The sequence below is a fragment of the Anaerocolumna sedimenticola genome (genome assembly GCF_009931695.1).
Taxonomy (GTDB): Bacteria; Bacillota; Clostridia; order Lachnospirales; family Lachnospiraceae; genus Anaerocolumna; species Anaerocolumna sedimenticola.
Genome location: NZ_CP048000.1, coordinates 4782047 through 4801768, shown reverse-complemented (window position 1 = coordinate 4801768; position 19722 = coordinate 4782047). Strand labels below are relative to the sequence as shown.

Genomic DNA, 19722 nt, shown 5'->3' with positions numbered 1-19722 from the left:
TTGTCTGATATTTGTTTTCATGGTATAATTTAACTCGATACACTTATATAGAGTACATCAGGGAAGATGGGAAAATACAAAGCATGGATGGTAAAGATAAAATACGAAAGAAAAGAAATCTTTACACGAAAGAACAATTGATGGATTTCTTTACAAACATTACATTGCCGGATGGCGTGATAAGTAATTATATAGAAAAAGATAATTATATTGAATTTATTTATGATGATACTATTTACTCTGCTTTAATTGACGGGGGTAATTGGGAGGAAATCAGAGAAGAAATGTTTCGGCAAAAGGAACGAAAGCTTAAAGAAAGCTACCGGATTAAAGAATTGGAGAAACAGGATTCTTTGACAAGATTATTCAATAAAGAATATACCAGAAATATCATAGATGAATTTTTAACAGCTTCCAAACCTGATTCCCACCATGCACTTATGATTGTTGATATTGATAACTTTCAGGTAGTGAATGAGAATTTAGGGTATTTATTCGGTGATACGGTTTTAGTGAATATTGCAGATTCATTAAGAAAGATATTTTACGATACGGATATTGCAGGCCGTATTGGCGGAGACGAGTTTCTTATTTTTTTGAAAAATATTGCTAACCCGGAAGTGTTAAAAGATAAGGCAGAAGAGATATATTCAGTATTTCGCAATACATATACCGGTGAGAATACAAATTATTCCATGTCGTGCAGTATTGGTATCGGAGTGTATCCTGATGACGGATTAGATTTTAAACAGCTGTTTTTTAAAGCGGATGCAGCATTAATTTATACCAGAGAAAACCATAAGAATTATTATGGATTTTATCGTGAAATAGAAGATAGCGGTAAGTATATAGATCCGAACTGTTATGAAAAATATAAGATTACAAAAACCAGAGCTTACGGCAGCAATAACTTTGATAAGGAAATTACAGCCTTTGCCTTTGACATTATGTCAAGAACCAAAGACGTTAACAGTGCAATTAATCTTTTACTGAATAAGGTAAGGGCGCAATTTGATTGCAGCCATATCTGTATTATGGAGAATTCTATCAATTCACAATTAATTACTACATATCTTAGTTGTAAAGACGAATTAAAACCGGATAAAAGTAAATTTAATAATTTAACAATAGAATTAAATGATAATTCAAGCAGGTTTGATGAAAACGGTATTTTTTATATAAATAATATTGCCGAATGGAATGGAAATTTTGGGTTTGACACTCTTAACACTTTACATATTCAGGCATTACTGCAATGCGGAATCTTCGAAAATGGTATACTAAAAGGCTGCGTCAGTATACATGATAACGAAAAACCCAGATATTGGACACAGTATGAAATTGATTCTTTGGTTACAATAGCGAAAATCATTTCTTCTTATTTATTAAAGATGCGTGCGTCTGAAAGAGCAAATGAACAGTTATATAGAATAAAGAATTATGATGCACTGACAGGACTCCCATCTTTGCATAAATTCAAAAAGGATGTAAGTAAATTATTAGCGGATAATCCGGGTCAGAAATATGCAATAATATATTCAGATATCACCCAATTTAAGTATATTAATGATACGTTAGGATATGATGTGGGTGATAGGATATTATGTGATCTTGCGATGCTTCTATCCGGTGACGGAACTAGGATGGAAAGGGTTTCAAGAATTTCAGAGGATAATTTTCTGATTGTATCTCCTTTGATGGATGAGAAAGTTCTTACGGATAATATTTTATTGATGAATGAGCAGTTTAATATCCAACAAAGGGCAAAATATCCTGGAACTAAGTTTATTGTTGCCAGCGGTGTATCTGTCATAGATCCGGCAGAAGATATTTCAGTTGCAATTGACAATGCCAATGTTGCAAGAAAAAGCATTAAAAATTCATCCAAAACCAACTGTAAATTCTTTGACAACTCCATGAAAGTAAAACTACAACGGGAAGCAGAGATAACGAATTCCATGGAGCAGGCATTAAAAAACAGTGAATTTATCGTATATCTTCAACCCAAAATTGGTTTGACGGATAATAATTTAGTCGGAGCAGAGGCATTGGTCAGGTGGAAAAAGAATGACAATACCCTGATTTCTCCTAATGATTTTATTCCGATATTTGAGCGTAATGGTTTTGTAGTTAATTTGGATTTTTATATTTATGAGGAAGTTTGTAAAGTATTGCATTACTGGATTAAAAATAATTTTCCTTTGGTGCCGATATCCGTAAATGTTTCACGTATACATTTAAATGATGAGAATTTTGTAAATGAAATTAAGAAGCTGGTAGATCATTATGAAATACCTTATCATTTGCTGGAATTGGAGCTAACAGAAAGTATATTCTTAAATAATGCGGAAGCAGCTTTAATTACCATGAAAAAACTACGAAAGCTTGGATTCGGGGTTTCCATTGATGATTTTGGAGCAGGTTATTCCTCTCTCAATTTGCTAAAAAATATGGAGACTGACGTTATAAAGCTGGATAAAGAATTTTTCGGCAAAGGTGATATGCAGAAAGAGGAACAGATTATTGTTTCCAGTATAATAAGTATGGCAAAACAGTTAAATATGAAAGTTTTATCGGAAGGAGTAGAAACCCAGACACAATCTGACTTTTTAAAAACAGTGGATTGTGATATGGCACAGGGGTATTTATATTCCAAACCAGTCCCTGTTGAGGATTTTGAAATTCTTATGAAAGATACATATAATAAAAATTAAATTCATAGTATTTTTATTCTTTTAATATTATATCATATCCCTCCTTATTAAGTTCTTAAGCAACTTGTAAATGAACTAAAATAAGGAGGGATATTTGTATAATTAATAAACTATAATACATGTAGGTTATGAAAAAAGACATTGTTTGTTTTTTTATTATGGATATAATATAATTTATCGGAAATTATTATTCAAATTTCTGATAAATGGCGGTGCAATTTCCAACGTGCATCCGGTTATAGGAACACGATTTTGTTCCTATAATATAACTTATCAGAAGTTGGTTTTAAACTTCCGATAAAAGGCGGTTAATACCTGATGAATAATTTCATTATTACAATATGGAGTTTTCCGGAACCATAAAAAATTACCTAAAGAATTAGTTATAGGCAATTGCGAAACTAGCTTATTGCATCTATACCATGCAAATAATACGAATTTCAGAGCTGAATCTTGCCTGAAAGGCAACTGAAGCTATGAAATTCGTATTAATTGTATGGTATATTCAGAAAACTTTATAGTTTCGCAATTGCCTTAAAGAATCAGTTAATATGAAAGGAGATCGTTATGAAATTTAGTAATGGATGTTGGGTACAAAGAGAGGAAGTCGAATGCTTCAGTCCGGCTGAGATTTATGAAACAAAGCGAAGCAGTAACAGTATAACATTTTGTGCTCCCACACATAAAATAAATCACAGAGGTGATACTTTGGGAGGACCAAATTTAACCATTAAAATTTCATCACCTGCGCCGGAAGTTTTACGTGTTCAGACATTCCACTATATGGGTGTGGTTGATCATGGTCCCAATTTTGATTTATCTATAGATGAAAATAATACATTAACAGTAGAAGAGGCTGACTGGGGTTATAAAATATCCAGCGGTTCATTAAACTTAACTATAAATAAACAGAATGCAAATATGCAGTTTAACCGTGGTGATTCTAAATTAACGACAAGCAACCGTCGTGATTTAGCATATATGAAGACGGATTTTAGAGGACTTGCTTATGAAACGGATAATCAAGATGCCTATATGAGGGAACAGTTAAGCTTATCCGTTGGCGAACTAATCTATGGTCTTGGTGAACGGTTTACTCCATTTATTAAAAATGGCCAGACTGTAGATATGTGGAATGAAGATGGCGGTACCTCGACGGAATTATCCTATAAGAACATACCGTTTTATCTTTCTAACAGAGGTTACGGAGTGTTTGTTAACAGCTCCGATAAAGTATCCTACGAAGTAAGCTCGGAGATGGTTAAAAAGGTTGGTTTCTCTGTTCCGGGAGAAAGCCTGGATTATTTTATTTTTAACGGACCTACGATGAAAGAAGTAATATCCAGATATACGGATTTAACCGGTAAGCCGGCTCTTCCGGCACCTTGGACCTTTGGTTTATGGTTATCTACTTCTTTTACCACAAATTATGATGAAGCAACCGTAACCGGTTTTGTAGACGGTATGGCTGAAAGGGATATTCCATTAAGTGTATTCCATTTTGACTGTTTCTGGATGAAAGCCTTTAACTGGTCAGACTTTCAATGGGATAAGGATGTATTTCCGGATCCGGCGGGCATGTTAAAACGTCTGAAAGAAAAAGGTTTAAAAATCTGTGTATGGATTAATTCCTATATAGCCCAGGAATCCATATTGTTTGAAGAAGGTATGAAAAACGGATATTTTGTAAAGAGAACAAATGGCGATGTATGGCAATGGGATATGTGGCAGCCAGGTATGGCGTTGGTTGACTTTACGAATCCTGCAGCCTGCGATTGGTACGCATCAAAACTGGAAGTTTTAATGGATATGGGTGTTGACTGCTTTAAGACAGACTTTGGTGAAAGAATTCCCACAAAGGATGTTGTATATTATAACGGAGCGGATCCGGTTAAAATGCATAATTATTACACCTATCTATATAACAAAACTGTATTTGGTTTGGTAGAAAGAAAACGCGGTAAAGGCAATGGTGTAGTATTTGCAAGAAGTGCAACGGTTGGCGGACAGAAATTCCCGGTACATTGGGGCGGTGACTGCTGGTCTGATTATGAATCCATGTCGGAAAGCTTAAGAGGCGGTTTATCCTTAACCATGTCCGGTTTTGGTTTCTGGAGTCATGATATCGGTGGTTTTGAAGATACCTCCACAGCGGACGTATATAAGAGATGGGTAGCTTTCGGACTGATGTCCTCCCATTCCAGATTACATGGCAGTTCTTCTTACCGTGTACCGTGGGCATATGATGAAGAATCCGTTGCGGTAGCCCGTTTCTTTACGAAATTAAAAGTCTCTTTAATGCCTTATCTCTATAGAAATGCTATCGAAACCAATAAAACAGGTGTACCTACCATGAGAAGTATGGTATTGGAGTTCCAGAATGATCCTGCCTGCATGTACCTGGATAAACAATATATGTTAGGTGATAGTCTTTTAGTAGCACCGATATTGAATGAAGAAGGTTTGGCAGAATATTATGTTCCGGAAGGAAATTGGACGAATTTCTTAACGGGAGAAAAGGTAACCGGCGGCAGATGGATAAAAGAACATCACGGCTACTTAAGCTTACCTTGCCTTGCAAAAGAAAATTCCATTATTGCCGTAGGTTCCGTGGATACGAAGCCGGAATATGACTATGCTAAGGATGTAACCTTAAAAGTATTCCAGTTACTTGATGGAAGAGAAGCAAAAACAGATGTTTACAATATGAATGGGGAATTAGAATTAAGTATAACCGCTTTAAAGGAAGCGAATAAAATTACGATTAAAGTTCAAAGCTTTGGAGAGGGTAAACCGTATAAGGTTTATCTCCATGATGTCAAAAATGTAACTTCCGTTACCGGAGCTGCCGTACAAGAGGAAGAGAAAGGTAGTATTATCATACCTTCCGAAACCGGTAAGGATTCCGTTACGGTTATGACTTGTATATTAAATTAGTATTATTTTGGGCTTGCCATAATTGTTTGGCAAGCCCTGTATTTATCATCCGGATCTGACAAAGGAGTAAGCTTTCATTGAAAACATTTAAAAGGAAAACAAATAAAATTAATTTTATAAAAATATTCAAAATAGCAGCCGGAAGCAGTGCCGCAATTCTGTTTGCAGATTTTTTGGGCCTTAAGTACAGTGCATCCGCCGGGATTATTACTTTATTAAGTATTCAGGATACTAAAAAGGAGACCCTGGTCGTTGCCGGGAAACGGTTCCTTTCATTCTTACTGGCTTTATTAACTGCCTATGTCCTGTTTCGGATTTTTGGTTATCATACCATTACATTTGGTGTATTCTTATTGGTGTTTATTACGGAAAGCTATGTATTTCATTTACAGGAGGGAATAGCGATGTGCTCGGTACTGGTTACCCATTTTCTTATTGAAAAGGATATGGGTACAGCCTTTATCTGGAATGAAACTTTGATTATGATTGTCGGCACCTTTGTTGGTATTCTTTTAAATCTGTATATGCCGGGAAATTCTGATGCTGTAAAAGCCGATATGCGGCTGATTGAAAACGATATGAAAATAATTTTAGGGAAGCTCTCCGAATGTATCTTAAGTAACAGGGATACGGTAAAAAGTGATGAGAGTAAGAATTGTTGCACCTTGGATAAGGATTTTAATGATCTGGATGATTATCTGAGAGAAGCTTTCTCCCGTGCTTATGATAACATGAATAACACTTTATTAAGTGATACCCGTTATTATATTCAATATTTTACCATGAGAAAAACCCAGGTAAATATTTTAAAGCATATTAAGGAACAATTATGTCTGCTGACGATAGTTCCAAGACAGGCATCACCCATCGCCTCATTTTTAAATACTGTCAGGGAGCAGTTTCATGAGTATAATAATGCGGAGAAACTACTGGGGGAACTAGAACAGATAAAATCAGGTTTTCGGAGAGAACAAAACCCTGTTACAAGGGAAGAATTTGAAAACAGGGCGGTTTTATATATAATATTGTATGATTTAGAAAATTTTTTAAATATTAAAAAGAGTTTTGTTAATAACATAAGTTTTAATCAGATAATAACCTATTGGAAAACGGATGATTAGTTATAATCCGTTTTTTTCGTGAAAACAAAGTGAGAATTAGCAAGCTTGCTTGCAATAATTCCAACCCGCATAAAACCGGAGAAACTCGCAAAGCGTGTTTCTCCGGTTTTTTTATCACTGAAGTATCATAAGCCCAATTTATCCTCGAACGTTATATTATTTACTCCGGCCGATCTATGTAATATCGAATATAGAGATACCTGTATTTATGATTTTCAAATCCACATTAGCTTGATGCTGATTTACCAGGTTTAACGGAATTGATTCAATTTCGAAATTTCATGTAATTATAAAAATCCAATTTCTACTGTAAATTATATTAAATTTTTATAGTATAAATGTGAAAAGAAAACTGATAGTATAAATTTAGTCATTACAAAATTATTTGTATAATGGCAGCACTAAGTCCAGGAGGTTAAAAATGCAGAAATCAGTATCAGCACAGACTAAAAATATTCAGAAAGTGAAGAAAAAAGGAATCCCGGAAGGAAAGAAACTGTTTTTGTACATAGTACCATTTTTAATATTATCTTTCGCGTTTTCCTATTTTCCATTACATGGTTGGATATATGCCTTCTTTGATTATAAGCCGCCGCTGAAATTAGCGCAGTGTGAATTTGTAGGATTTAAGTGGTTTCAAATGTTATTTGCCAATCCGACCCAGATAAGCCAGCTTATGAAAGTAATGAAGAATACATTTGCCATGAGTGGGTTAACGCTTGCCACATCATTTCTGCCGGTAATTTTTGCTATCTTTTTAAGTGAAATTAAAAGTAAATGGTTCCGGAATTTTGTTCAGACATTTACAACCGTACCGAATTTTATCAGCTGGGTTATGGTATTTTCCGTAGCATTCAGTCTCTTCTCCAACACAGGTATGGTTAATACGCTTTTAATGGGGGCCGGGATCATTACAACTCCCATAAAATTTTTGGATGGCGATACCCATACCTGGCTGTCTATGCTTCTATGGTATACATGGAAAGGTCTTGGATGGGGATCTATTATGTATCTTGCGGCAATTGCAGGTGTTGACCAGGAATTATATGAGGCTGCCAGGGTAGATGGTGCCAACCGCTTTAAATTAATGAGACACATAACCTTGCCGGCTTTATTACCTACGTTTTTTGTATTATTAATGCTTTCCGTGGCAAATTTTCTTAATAATGGTCTGGACCAGTATTATGTATTTCAGAATTCCTTTAATAAAGAACATATACAGGTACTTGATTTATATGTTTACAATGTTGGCATGACAGGCAGGAGTCCTTCTTTGGCAACTGCCATCGGTATGCTAAAGAGTTTAGTCAGTATTACTTTACTGTTTATTGTAAATTTTGTATCCAAAAAAGTTCGCGGAGAATCCATTATATAGAAAGGAAAATCGTTATGAAGCAGATTACGGAAAAAAAGAAAAAACCGGAAGGGGCAGATCTGGTCTTTAATATTTTAAATTACTCGTTTTTCATTGTATTTACTTTAATTTGTATCTATCCGTTTTATTACCTGATTATAAATACACTTAGTGCTAACGATTTAAGTGCAAATGGAATGATTAATTTTCTGCCTAAGAAAATTCATTTTAATAATTATATTAATGTTATAAAAATCAGGGGGCTTGGTACTGCTTTATGGGTTTCGGTGGCCAGAACAGTAATTGGAACTGCCTGTACGGTATTAGCTTCCGCATTTTTGGGATTTATGTTTACCCAGCAAAAGATGTGGGGCAGAAAATTCTGGTACCGTTTTATTATTGTTACCATGTATTTTAATGCAGGACTAATTCCTATGTTCTTAACCATGAAAAATTTACACCTTACCAACACTTTCTGGGTATACATAATTCCGGTAATTGTACAGCCATTTAACATAATTTTGGTGAAAACATATGTGGAATCAATCCCATCATCTCTTCAGGAAGCGGCTGAGATTGACGGAGCAGGTATTATAACGGTCTTCAGAAAGATTATCCTGCCAACCACTACTCCGATTTTAGCGACAATTGCAATTTTTGCGGCAGTAGCCCAGTGGAACTCCTTTCAGGATACCTTAATTTATATTACTGAACAGAAATTATATTCCCTGCAATACTTATTGTATTGTTATATAAATCAGGCAAATTCCCTTGCGGCATTGATTAAGAACAGTGTTGGTTCCGGAAGTAATGTTATGGCATTGGCAACACAGCAGACACCGACTTCGGTACGTATGACCGTTACTGTTATTGTAGTATTACCTATATTATTCATCTACCCCATGTTTCAGAGATATTTTGTAAAAGGTATTATGATTGGCTCTGTGAAAGGCTAAATAATAATTAATAAGCAAAACAAAATAAAGGAATTATTTTTTTTGCTGATTATATGAAAAAAATATAATGGAGGAATAAGGTATGAGAAAAAAATTACTAAGTATGCTATTATGTGTCCTATTGGCAGCATCCATGCTTGCCGGATGTGGTAAAAAAGAGAGTCCGGTATCTGGCAATGTTAATCCTGCGGACACTGCAAAAACAGCAGACACAAAAACAGCAGACACAAAAACAGCAGATACTAAAACATCAGAGGATAATACGAAAACCGGGGAAGAAAAATATCCGAAGTTCATTACTGTTGATGTATTTGATGGTTTAGCTAATTATCAGGGGATTCAATCAGGTTGGTTTGCCAAAATAGTAAAAGACAAATTCAATATGGAACTTAACATGATAGCCCCTAACGTAGCAGGCGGCGGAGAGACATTGTTTCAGACACGTTCGGCTTCCGGAGACCTTGGAGATTTAATTATCTATGGTGCGGATGGCGGAAGGTTACAAAACATGGTGACTGCAGGGCTGGTACTTAATTTAACGGATTTGGTTTCAGATAAAGAGAACCTTAAGAAATATCAAAGTGGAATTGATTCCTTAAATGAATTGGTTAAGGAAGACGGAGTTTATGGAATCCCCAGCAGTGTTTCCCAACAGCCGGCAACGAATCCATCCGAGGGACTGGATCCGACCTTTGGACCATATCTTCGTTGGGATGCATATAAGGCAGTCGGTTATCCCCAGATGAAAACGATGGAAGACCTGCTTCCGGTTTTAAAAGCAATGCAGGATGCGGTTCCGGAAAGTGATACAGGTAAGAAAACCTATGGTATCTCATTATTCAAAGACTGGGATGGCAATATGATGTGCTTAGCCAAACAGCCAACCTGTTTTTATGGGTATGACGAGCTGGGATTTGTTTTGTCAAAGGTAGACGGCTCTGATGACCAGAGTATAATTGACAGTGATTCCATGTACACCAGAGTATTAAAGTTATATTATGATGCAAATCAGATGGGTCTTGTAGATCCGGAGTCTACTACCCAGAATTATGATACGTTATATACAAAATATCAGGACGGACAGATATTATATTCTCCATGGCCGTGGTTAGGCCAGGCCGCATATAATACTCCCGATAATAAAGCGGCCGGTAAAGGATTTATGATTGCATCCATTGATGACATGAAAGATTTATCTTACGGATGCAGGCCGGATGGTGACAGGCAATGTATTGCAATCGGAAGTAAAGCGGAAGATCCCGAAAGGTTGGCAGATTTCATTGAATGGCTCTATTCTCCGGAAGGAATTATGATGTCTGCCGCACAGACCTCATCTTCCTGTGGCCCGGAAGGCTTAACCTGGGAATTAATGGATGGTAAACCTGTCTTAACTGATTTTGGATGGAAGGCTTTTTATGAAGGCGGTAATACCATAGTTCCTGATGAATGGGGCGGCGGCTCATGGAAAGACGGAGTATCCGCACTTAATTTCCCGGCTGTCATACCAAGTGATATCAATCCGGAAACAGGATATCCATATAACTATACGTTATGGGATTCCGTATTAGAGAAAAACACTACCCCCTTGATACTGACTGGCAGACAAAAATGGGTGCAAAAACTACATTAGAGTATTTACAGAATAAAAATCAGCTTATGGTTGCACCGGGTTCCTCTTATATTGCACCGGAAGAAGATTCTGAAATAACTACTTTAAGAGGACAATGCAAGGCAATTATTATTGAATATTCCTGGAAGATGGTATTTGCATCGAACGAGGCTGAATTTAACAGCTTATTAAAAGAAATGCAGGATACGGTAAAAGGCCTTGGTTATGATCAGGTATTAGCTGTTGACATGCAGAATGCAAAAGACCAGAACACATCCAGGGTAGAAGCAGCAACGGCCTCGAAATAAGGTAATTAGTTTCGATAAAATCAGAATAATGAGTTTGCCTGTTATAACAGCTTGCTCTAGAGAACTTCCTGACCTAACGGATTATTTATTGAGTCTATTATGTCAGGAAGTTTTTTTAAAATAGTTTTATCTGTTAAGGAGGTGGAGCTGTCAGAGTCAGAGCAAGGTATTATTTTTTTCGGAATTCAGCCGGGCTTATCCCAACATATTTTTTGAATTTCTTATGAAAATAGTCTACATTCTTATAACCTACAAGTTCTGCTATCTCATATACCTTTAAATTCTTCTGCTTCAGAAGCTCCATCGTATGGTTTATCCGCACATGATCAATATAAGAATTAAAGCTTTCTCCCATTTTTTTATTGAATATTTTGCCCAGATAGGAACTGTTATAGCCAAAGAGAGGGCTATGGTTTCCAGTTTTATGTTGTCACAGTAATTATGATTAATATAGTAAACAATATCATCTAATATACTTTCACTGGTGGAATTGCCGATTGCGTTCATTAACATCTCAAACTGCTCCGAAAAGAACAGAATAATTTCGTATAAATAATATTTGCTTTCAATAAGATCAATAACGGAAGAATTGGTTGGAAACGGGATATCGGCAGTACTGTAAATGTGATTCATATTCTGCTTGATTTGCAGATAAATATCTGCCAGAAACAGCTTAATACCGGATAAATCCGTCCTGGTATAATAGAGATTTTTATTAAGGGCAGATAAGGTATCCGCAATCATTTTACGGTTAAAGCTCTGGATATAACCACAGAATTTATCAGAGTACAACTTCGTTTCTTCAGAGCTGATTTCATATACCAGGTCTTTAAAGTCTGGTAGCTGTTCATAACCGATAGCATGCTGGTCCTTTTCACAGAAAAAACGTCGGTTTAATAAATTCAGTGCATCTTCATAGGAATAATGGATGTCTTCTAATTTATAAATAAGGCGTCCGTAGGTTACAAACAAAGAATCCAGGAGCGACCCCTTCTGCGGTTTTTCCTCGTAATGGTGAAGAACATTGCAAAAACGTTCCAGGGCAAAAGTTCCTTTTAAAAGTATGACATCTTTCTGATGTATCTTTATATATTCAAATGAGTTGTTTTCCTGATTGGTAACTTTTAGTATGTCTGTAAAGCTATAGGTAAGGCCAAAGGTATCATGATTGTAATTTTCATAAATAACAACCTGATAAATGGAAGCAGAAAGATTTATCTCGTCCGGATTAACACCTGAAAAACCACCGGAGTTAAGAAGAATGTCCCGCAGTATGGTATATTTGGCTTTTTCACGGTAATGCTTCATGGTATTGGTATGTAATTTCTCTTTTTCTATGGTCTCTTTTACGGTTTTTACCGCATGATACAATTCATCTTCATCAATGGGTTTGGTTAAATAGAAATCCACACCATACCGGATGGCTGTCTGGGCATACTTAAAATCGGAATATCCGCTCAGGATTATAAAATGACCTTTAAATTTCTGTTCCCTTGCCAGTTTTGCAAGGTCTGTTCCCTGTAATTTGGGCATGCGGATATCTAAAAGGACTAAATCAGGATTTAAGTTCAGAATGCCCTTTAAGGTGTCCTCACCATTACTTGCTTCCCCGCAAATGGTAAATTCCAGTTCGTCCCAATCGATAATATATTTTAATCCTTCCCGAATGATTGCCTCATCATCTGCTATAAATACTTTCATCATGCATTAATCCTCCATTATATTATGTAAAGGAAGCGTAAGGGATACTAAAGTTCCTTCTTTCGGTTGGCTTTTTATTTCCACACCATAAGCGTCACCATAAAAAAGCTTGATTCGTTGATTGATATTATGAAGTCCGATGTTGGAAGCATTGGTTTTTCTGGGTGTCTGTATACTGTCGGTTAAGGAATTTAATTCTTCTTCGGTCATGCCCAGACCATTGTCAAAAATATTGATTAGCAGTAATTCATCATCTTTTGTTTTTACATTAATACAAATCTGTCCGTTGTACTCCGTCTCGTCCAAGCCATGGAGTATGGCGTTTTCCACAATTGGCTGGAGAAGAAGGGGAAGAATCTGGTATTCTTCCAAATCCATATCTTCCGGAACCGTTAAGGTATAGTTTACGCGGTCATTAAAACGTAATTTTTGAATTGCTAAATAAGTTGAGATATAATCCAATTCCTTTTTAAGCGTAGTAGAAGAGGTACCGGTATTTTCCAGTACATAATGCATGGATTTACCGAGCAGCTTTATAGCATTGGCTACATCCCTATTTCCTTCCGTTAATGATTTCATACGGATGGTTTCTAAGGTATTATAGAGAAAATGCGGATTTATCTGGCTTGACAGCATTTTATATTCCATTTTCTGCTGCTGGTTCTTAAGTACCTGCTCCTGAATCTTGGCTTCATACATCTGCGCATTCATTTGTGTAATGCTCTGAATCATAACCTTTAAATCTGAAAATACCTGTGATAATTCATCGTCCCCCGGAATAGAGTCTATAATATTGTAATTACCCTTGCTGGCCTTATACATTTCCCCGCGCAGGGTAATGATACGGGAACTGAATTGGTTGGTAAATAAAGTAATTATAACTAAAGGTACTATAGTTGCTATGAGTATAATGGTACTGCAAACCATGATTATGTTTGCAGTATCATCCAATGCATGAAAGTCTAAAGTTGAGATATAGATTTTATCTTTGGAAGTATAGGGATGCAAAGTTGAGATATTTGCTATCCTTTCCTTATTTTCGTAAGTTAACTGACCGGAAAATTGATAAAGGGGTTGTTCATAATCAATAGGAAGATTTAAGTTATTTCCGGACAGATTCCGTTCTGAACCGTAGAATACCGGATCTTTATTTACCGTAATGGCAGTGAACAAGGAATTGTTTTGAATTCTATTTTTTAGATATATATTACTTATCCTTATAACTAATATGGCATACTCTTTTGTGTGGATAATGGGAATCCTCCTTATTAAACATAATTCCTGTGAGGTATTATTCCAGGAATCTACGGAATTAAGGCTCTTCCAGAGTATATCTGCCCGTTTGCTTGCCTCCTGATACCAGGGCGTACTTAAAATATCTTTCGTGACCGGCTTAAAGGATGCATACTCAAAGATAGTCGGGTTGGTCGTATACAGCTCAATGGATGAAATAAACGTATTTTTATAGATGTAATTGCTAAGTTTTGTAAAATTGCTGCAGCTTTTTGCAGCTTCCTGTCTGGTGGAATAACGGGTGGCTAAAAGAGTCTGGAGATTTTTATCTGCAAAAATTTCATCAGAAATGTTATAAACTGTGGTGGTCACGTCAAACATAACGGACTTTACACGGGTGTTATCAGCTTCCACCTGTTCCTGGTAATGATTCAATAATAATCTGCGGGTATTCACGATTAGGAAAATCCCAATGATTAGAACCGGGATTAAAAGTGCAGAAACGTAAATGAAGTTTAATTGTTTTTTTACATTTGTATTATGAAAAAAACGTTGTAATACTTGTAAAATCTTCATAATCAGATGCACCTTTCATGACTTATAATTAGGATTCTTTTTTATTATAGTAGAATCCAAAATTATTGTCAAATAACGAAACATGGCTTAATTCTGAAACCGGCTGGTAAATTTTCATGAAAATTTAAATAAGGGTTTCCTTTTATGGAAACAAATGCTATAATCAACCTACAGCTTGGGGCTGTTGCATGAGTTACTTTCATTGTAAATCTGCAACATCCCTTTATGTATGCGGGAGAAGATTATGTTTACGAATGATAACAAAACAAATTTTTACTATGGATTAAAAAGAGGGATTCCGATTGCGCTTGGGTATATTCCGGTTTCCTTTACCTTTGGTTTAATGGCTGTTACAGGCGGACTTCCGGTCTGGCTTACCATATTTATATCAATCTCCAATATTACATCGGCAGGACAATTTGCGGGGACCGGTTTAATTCTTGCTGGAGCAGGATATCTGGAGATTACACTTACCACTTTTATAATAAATATAAGATATATGTTAATGTCCCTATCCTTATCCCAGAAAATTGAAAGTAAAATGCCGCTGTATCAAAGATTAATATTTGCTTTTGGTATAACGGATGAAACTTTTACGGTTGCATCTATGGAACAGGGGAAATTACCCTTTTTTTATTTATTGGGATTAATTACGGGGCCGATATGCGGCTGGACATTGGGAACTGCCATGGGTTCCCTTATTTGTTCGAAGTTACCGCAAAGCTTGAGCAGTGCCATGGGGATCGCTTTATACGGCATGTTTATTGCAATTATCGTACCACCTGCAAAAAAATCCAAAGCCATACTTATTATAGTTTTAATATCCGTATTTACTATGTGTATATTGAAATACATTCCAATATTTAAAGTAATATCTTCAGGATTTCGAATCATTATAGCAACCGCAGTTGGAGCCGGAACCGGTGCTTTTCTATTCCCTGTAAAAGAGGCTTAAGGAGGTTAAAATAATGAATAAGGCTTTCATTGCCGTACTATTAATGGCACTTGTTACATATATACCCAGGGTTATTCCGGTTTCCATATTCAGAAAAGAAATAAAATCCGTATACATCAAGTCTTTTTTAAAATATGTTCCCTATGCGGTTTTGGGAGCACTTACCTTTCCGGAGATAGTTTACTCCACAGGCAATTCCTATTCGGCGGCCGCAGGAACCGTAATTGCATTTTATCTGGCTTATAAAGAAAAAAGCCTGGTTATTGTGGCACTTGCGGCAATATTAACCGTATATTTAACCGGATTATTTTTTTGACCATTCAAGGAAGTTCTCCGCCGTTTAGGCGGGGATGACTAATAATATATGCTGTACAAACCGAAGAAACATGCTTTGCGAGTTTCTTCGGTTCGCGTGGGCGTTGGAATTATTGCAAGCAAGCTTGCTAATTCTCACTTTGCTTTCGCGGAAAGAAAAAGCTGCCCTTAAATTAAGTACCCCCAATGCCGGTTTTATTGCCTGACATCTGGGGGTTTCATTTAAGGACAGCCTTTTTAAAGACACTATTTAATATCTATATACTTTAGTCACAGTGATTTATTCACCGGTTGTTGCATCTTCAGTAGCTGTATTATCCGTTGTTGCATCTCCGGCAGTTGTATCATCAGCTGTTGAAGTAGAGGTAGTATCACCGGAAACGGTGTTAGCAGACGTGTTGGCAGGTACTAATGTAGTTTTGCCCATTACAATTGGATCCCATACTTTGGTATTAATTGTAATTTTGTAGTCTTTCTTTATCTTTTCATATTCTGCATTAAATGCATCCTGTTCTGCTTTTGAAGTAGCGTCACTAACTGCTTTGTCATATGCTTCCGTTGAATTATTGTCAACCATCTTTATAATATAATACCCGGTATCCGTCTCAACGAAATCTTGCGTATAAGCATCTTTATCCAACTTCATTGCTGCGTCTTTGTAAGCTTGTTCCGCAGTAGTGGTATCATTAGCTGTAAAGTTTAAAGTGCTGGTAGAAAGTTTATCATTACCCTCCACAATTTTAGAGAATTCTTCCCCTGCTTTTACTTTAGCGAGAGCATCGGTGATTGAAGATTTTGCGGCTTCTTTTTCTTCCGCAGTTAATTCTACTGATTTCAGGTTATCATCTAATTTTGTAGTTGGAGCAAATAAATATTCCGTATTGTACTGTCTGTAATCTTCCTTTTTAATGGTGGATTTAATACCTTCGTAATCAATATCGGCACCATCGATTATTTTTTGATAGTACTTTCCGCCAAGCATGACTTTTTCCTGAACTTTGGTAAGTGTATCTTTTGTAAAACCGGTAAGTTTTAACTGATCTTTACTAATACTTGTTAAAATCTGGTCTGCATTGGTTCCAGCCTGAGTTTTTTCATCGTTCGTGAGGGATAAACCGTCCTTTACAGCCTTATCATATAGAATTTGGTACATTTCTGCCATATCCATGACATAGTCCTTTGCCTGTTCTCTCATGGTTACGCCGTCAGTAACTTCCATATCCCAGTAGCTTTGACCGGTATATTGCTGATAAGCTGCATCATACTGAGCTCCGGTTGATTCTACATAAAAAATATAATACATCATTTCATTTAAATAAATATTGTTGTCACCAACCGTTACTACTAAAGATTTTGCAGGATCAGCACTTTTACTGCATCCTGTCATGAATGTCATTCCAACGGTAATTACAAATACCAGAAGAAGTGACATGATTCGTTTTGACTTTTTCACTTTATTTCCTCCATTAATCAAATTACTCAGTGCCATAACATGAAAGTAGGACATGCATACACATAGTATCTATTTTATACCTTTTTTCCTATAAGTCAAGATATATAGAAGAGTTCATATAAATTACACAGTATTCATTATTTATTCGTGCAATCTGCGTATTAATTTGTAAACCGTACAATTTTCAATAACCAGCGGCTTTCCGTGAGCAAAAAAGATAATGCCATCGCTGGGAGCTATGATCTGGGATATTACTTCACCCTCAATGGGGTCGACCACTTCAGCCAGAAGATCACCAAAAGTAACTTCATCCCCTGGTTCTTTAAAACGGCGGTAAATACCGGAGACATCTGCTCTTATGGCCATAAGAACCTCCTCTTCCAGAGTGGTAGCGATATAGCCGTTATGGCAGTTATATTTTATAATACCCATACGGGTTAGAAAACGAAGTACGGAGGAAACCGCCTGTTTGGCTGATTTTTCATCAATCCGGTCGGTTGCGCTGGTATAGACGGAAAAAGCATTGGTTCCGTTTAACTGCCAGTTATAGTTTAAAGTTCCGGTATCAATAGGCTGCGGTTTTCTGGTCATAACGTATGGAAGCCCAAATAGATTTGCCAGGCTGGTATTGTGATAACCTGTTTCCATCATTCGTACGTGGGGTATAAAATCACCCGGAGTATGGAAACTTGCAAACTGAATTCCATAACTATAACCTTTTACAGCCTTAAATACACCCGCGGCTATTCTTTTTGTCGTTTCTCCTTCTTCATCACCGGGAAACATACGGTTGATATCCGTATTATCCATAGCCCAGAACCGTTTTTCAATATTAATGGAGTAGTGGTTAATGGATGGAATAACCATAATCTCATTATTATTAACAATTGCACCTGTTTTCTCCAGCCTTGACAGGGTCTTAATCAGCTGGGAACAGATATAAAGCTGCTGAACTTCATTTCCTCTGGTTGGACCTACGATGCAAGCTGCTTTTTCCCCTTTACCAAAACGGTATCCTAAGATGTTCATTTCTCCACGGAAAGAGGATTTGATGCTGTAGATCGTATCTTTAATCATAAAAGTCACCTCCCAGAATTCTTACGATTAAGGAACCGCTGTTAACCACCGGATATTCCCGAAGGGTAAAAACCATACCGTCACAGGGAGCAATAATATGCTGCTCTATATTTCCGGTCAAAGTATTTACTATGTCACCAATGACATCCCCCTTTTTGATACCTTTCCAATGTTCGACAGCAGGCAGGAAAATACCGGATACATCGGCATGTACCATAGTAACCTCCCTTTGTCCTTCGGAGGAGATAATAGGAGTTTTCGGTGTAATTACCTCACCGTCCCACATGCCTATTTCTTTTAAAAGGCAGAAAATCCCTTCCGTAATCTGATCCCCAAACTGCTTGGTAATGCGCATACCGGTTCCCATTTCCACGGCTATGGTAGGAACCCCGTTAGTATTAAGGGCATGTGCCAAGGTTGCATTTTGTACCGTGGCAGAGGGATGAACCCATACAAAATCCAGATTCAGTAATTTTGCGTAAGGTAATAACATGGAGGCATTTTCCTCAATCATTCTGACCTGAGGGACCTCACGAAGAGAGATATTACTGGAATGCAGGTCGATACACAGATAGGAGCCTAAGATATCCTCAACAATTTTGGCAGCGGCATTTTCTGACATATCTCCTTCCTTATTACCCGGAAAGCATCGGTTTAAATCCAAATCGAAAGCAGGTATACCGCGGGTTAAAGAATCCATACCAAGGGGTTTAGACTGGGATAAATATCTATAATACCATGCAGATTCTGAATATTGGCTTTAATTCTACGTATTATTTCGTAACATATATATTGACCTTCCAGCTCATCTCCGTGAATTCCTGTTACGATACAGACACGTTTTTCATTCCCGGTTAAGCTTAAAGGTTCGATTCTGTTTTTTAGTATGTGCATATTTTCTAAAACCGGAAGGTCGATAGAAAATACTGTTTTTATCATGTAACATACATCCTTTCTAAATTTAGTAATGCAGGTATTTGCATGGTATATTCAGAAAACTAAATAGTTTTGCAATTGCCTATAAAGGAAAGGGTAATCCCATAACCATGATGGGCTTCTTCATTTTTAATTTCCCAATGAATTAAAAAAGTTAAGGTTGCCCGAAGCAGAATAATACCGGCTACGGTTAATATTTCTTTATAATCGCGGACTATAACGGTTCTTAGTATTTCGCTGCCCAGTTTAAATTCAAGGCCCATAGCCATTCCCTTAGCCAGATTTAATCTCGTAAGGGGACATTTCCGAAAATAGTCATAAATTCCCCGCAGTCCGGCAATAATTAAAACCAATACTCCCATATATTCAAAAAGTAATATGGCAATATCTACCAGGTTGTTTAATATGTCATGTATAAATTCCATTTGCCACACACCTCCGAACTTATGAAGATTTTAATGCTTTAATATTATATCC

Annotated in this window: 15 protein-coding genes and 1 pseudogene; 9 read left to right on the top strand and 7 right to left on the bottom strand. The window is 36.6% G+C overall.

Annotation, left to right across the window (positions count from 1 at the left end):
• Nucleotides 1-83: 83 nt before the first annotated feature.
• The 7 genes from Ana3638_RS21425 (at nt 84) to Ana3638_RS25470 (ending at nt 10999) form a co-directional block, all read left to right on the top strand.
• Nucleotides 84-2714, top strand: coding sequence for a bifunctional diguanylate cyclase/phosphodiesterase (locus Ana3638_RS21425; RefSeq protein ID WP_161839851.1), 2631 nt, complete (start codon nt 84-86; stop codon nt 2712-2714).
• A gap of 567 nt (nt 2715-3281) precedes the next feature.
• Entirely contained in the window at nt 3282-5651 is a 2370-nt protein-coding gene (yicI, locus tag Ana3638_RS21420) for an alpha-xylosidase (RefSeq protein WP_161839850.1), read from the top strand.
• 77 nt (nt 5652-5728) lie between these two features.
• Entirely contained in the window at nt 5729-6772 is a 1044-nt protein-coding gene (locus Ana3638_RS21415; protein WP_161839849.1) for an aromatic acid exporter family protein, read from the top strand.
• A gap of 421 nt (nt 6773-7193) precedes the next feature.
• Nucleotides 7194-8147, top strand: a complete 954-nt coding sequence (locus Ana3638_RS21410; protein WP_161839848.1) for an ABC transporter permease — start codon at nt 7194-7196, stop codon at nt 8145-8147.
• A 14-nt stretch (nt 8148-8161) separates the two neighbouring features.
• Nucleotides 8162-9082 (top strand): carbohydrate ABC transporter permease, encoded by a 921-nt coding sequence (locus Ana3638_RS21405; RefSeq protein ID WP_161839847.1) that lies wholly within the window; start codon nt 8162-8164, stop codon nt 9080-9082.
• Nucleotides 9083-9164: 82 nt separating this feature from the next.
• Nucleotides 9165-10712, top strand: a complete 1548-nt coding sequence (locus Ana3638_RS21400; protein ID WP_246240472.1) for a type 2 periplasmic-binding domain-containing protein — start codon at nt 9165-9167, stop codon at nt 10710-10712.
• On the top strand, nt 10691-10999 hold the full coding sequence (locus tag Ana3638_RS25470) for a hypothetical protein (protein ID WP_246240470.1): 309 nt from the start codon (nt 10691-10693) through the stop codon (nt 10997-10999). Before Ana3638_RS21400 ends, Ana3638_RS25470 begins: the two co-directional genes overlap by 22 nt.
• Nucleotides 11000-11168: 169 nt before the next feature.
• On the opposite strand, the gene Ana3638_RS26965 is transcribed toward Ana3638_RS25470, so the two are convergent.
• The 3 genes from Ana3638_RS26965 to Ana3638_RS21390 are packed head-to-tail and all read right to left on the bottom strand — an operon-like array spanning nt 11169 to nt 14509.
• The gene (locus Ana3638_RS26965) at nt 11169-11354 is read right to left on the bottom strand and encodes a helix-turn-helix transcriptional regulator (protein WP_246240467.1); all 186 of its coding nucleotides are present in this window, start codon (nt 11352-11354) and stop codon (nt 11169-11171) included.
• Entirely contained in the window at nt 11312-12703 is a 1392-nt protein-coding gene (locus tag Ana3638_RS21395; protein WP_246240464.1) for a response regulator, read from the bottom strand. Before Ana3638_RS21395 ends, Ana3638_RS26965 begins: the two co-directional genes overlap by 43 nt.
• A 3-nt stretch (nt 12704-12706) precedes the next feature.
• Entirely contained in the window at nt 12707-14509 is a 1803-nt protein-coding gene (locus Ana3638_RS21390) for a sensor histidine kinase (protein ID WP_161839846.1), read from the bottom strand.
• Between the two features lie 244 nt (nt 14510-14753).
• Between Ana3638_RS21390 and Ana3638_RS21385 the strand changes: the two genes are divergently transcribed.
• Nucleotides 14754-15464 (top strand): AzlC family ABC transporter permease, encoded by a 711-nt coding sequence (locus tag Ana3638_RS21385; RefSeq protein WP_161839845.1) that lies wholly within the window; start codon nt 14754-14756, stop codon nt 15462-15464.
• Between the two features lie 13 nt (nt 15465-15477).
• Nucleotides 15478-15780, top strand: a complete 303-nt coding sequence (locus tag Ana3638_RS21380) for an AzlD domain-containing protein (RefSeq protein WP_161839844.1) — start codon at nt 15478-15480, stop codon at nt 15778-15780.
• A gap of 279 nt (nt 15781-16059) precedes the next feature.
• Here the strand turns inward: Ana3638_RS21380 and Ana3638_RS21375 are convergent, their stop codons facing one another.
• The 4 genes and pseudogenes from Ana3638_RS21375 to Ana3638_RS21360 all read right to left on the bottom strand — a co-directional run bounded on the left by Ana3638_RS21375 (nt 16060) and on the right by Ana3638_RS21360 (nt 19670).
• Nucleotides 16060-17232, bottom strand: coding sequence for a peptidylprolyl isomerase (locus tag Ana3638_RS21375; RefSeq protein WP_161839843.1), 1173 nt, complete (start codon nt 17230-17232; stop codon nt 16060-16062).
• A 141-nt stretch (nt 17233-17373) separates the two neighbouring features.
• Entirely contained in the window at nt 17374-18309 is a 936-nt protein-coding gene (locus Ana3638_RS21370) for a M14 family metallopeptidase (RefSeq protein ID WP_161839842.1), read from the bottom strand.
• A pseudogene (locus tag Ana3638_RS21365) lies at nt 18302-19203 on the bottom strand (M14 family metallopeptidase). Before Ana3638_RS21365 ends, Ana3638_RS21370 begins: the two are co-directional and overlap by 8 nt.
• 104 nt (nt 19204-19307) lie before the next feature.
• Nucleotides 19308-19670: a DUF1622 domain-containing protein gene (locus Ana3638_RS21360; RefSeq protein ID WP_161839841.1), complete on the bottom strand. Its 363-nt coding sequence runs from the start codon at nt 19668-19670 to the stop codon at nt 19308-19310.
• Nucleotides 19671-19722: the final 52 nt, after the last annotated feature.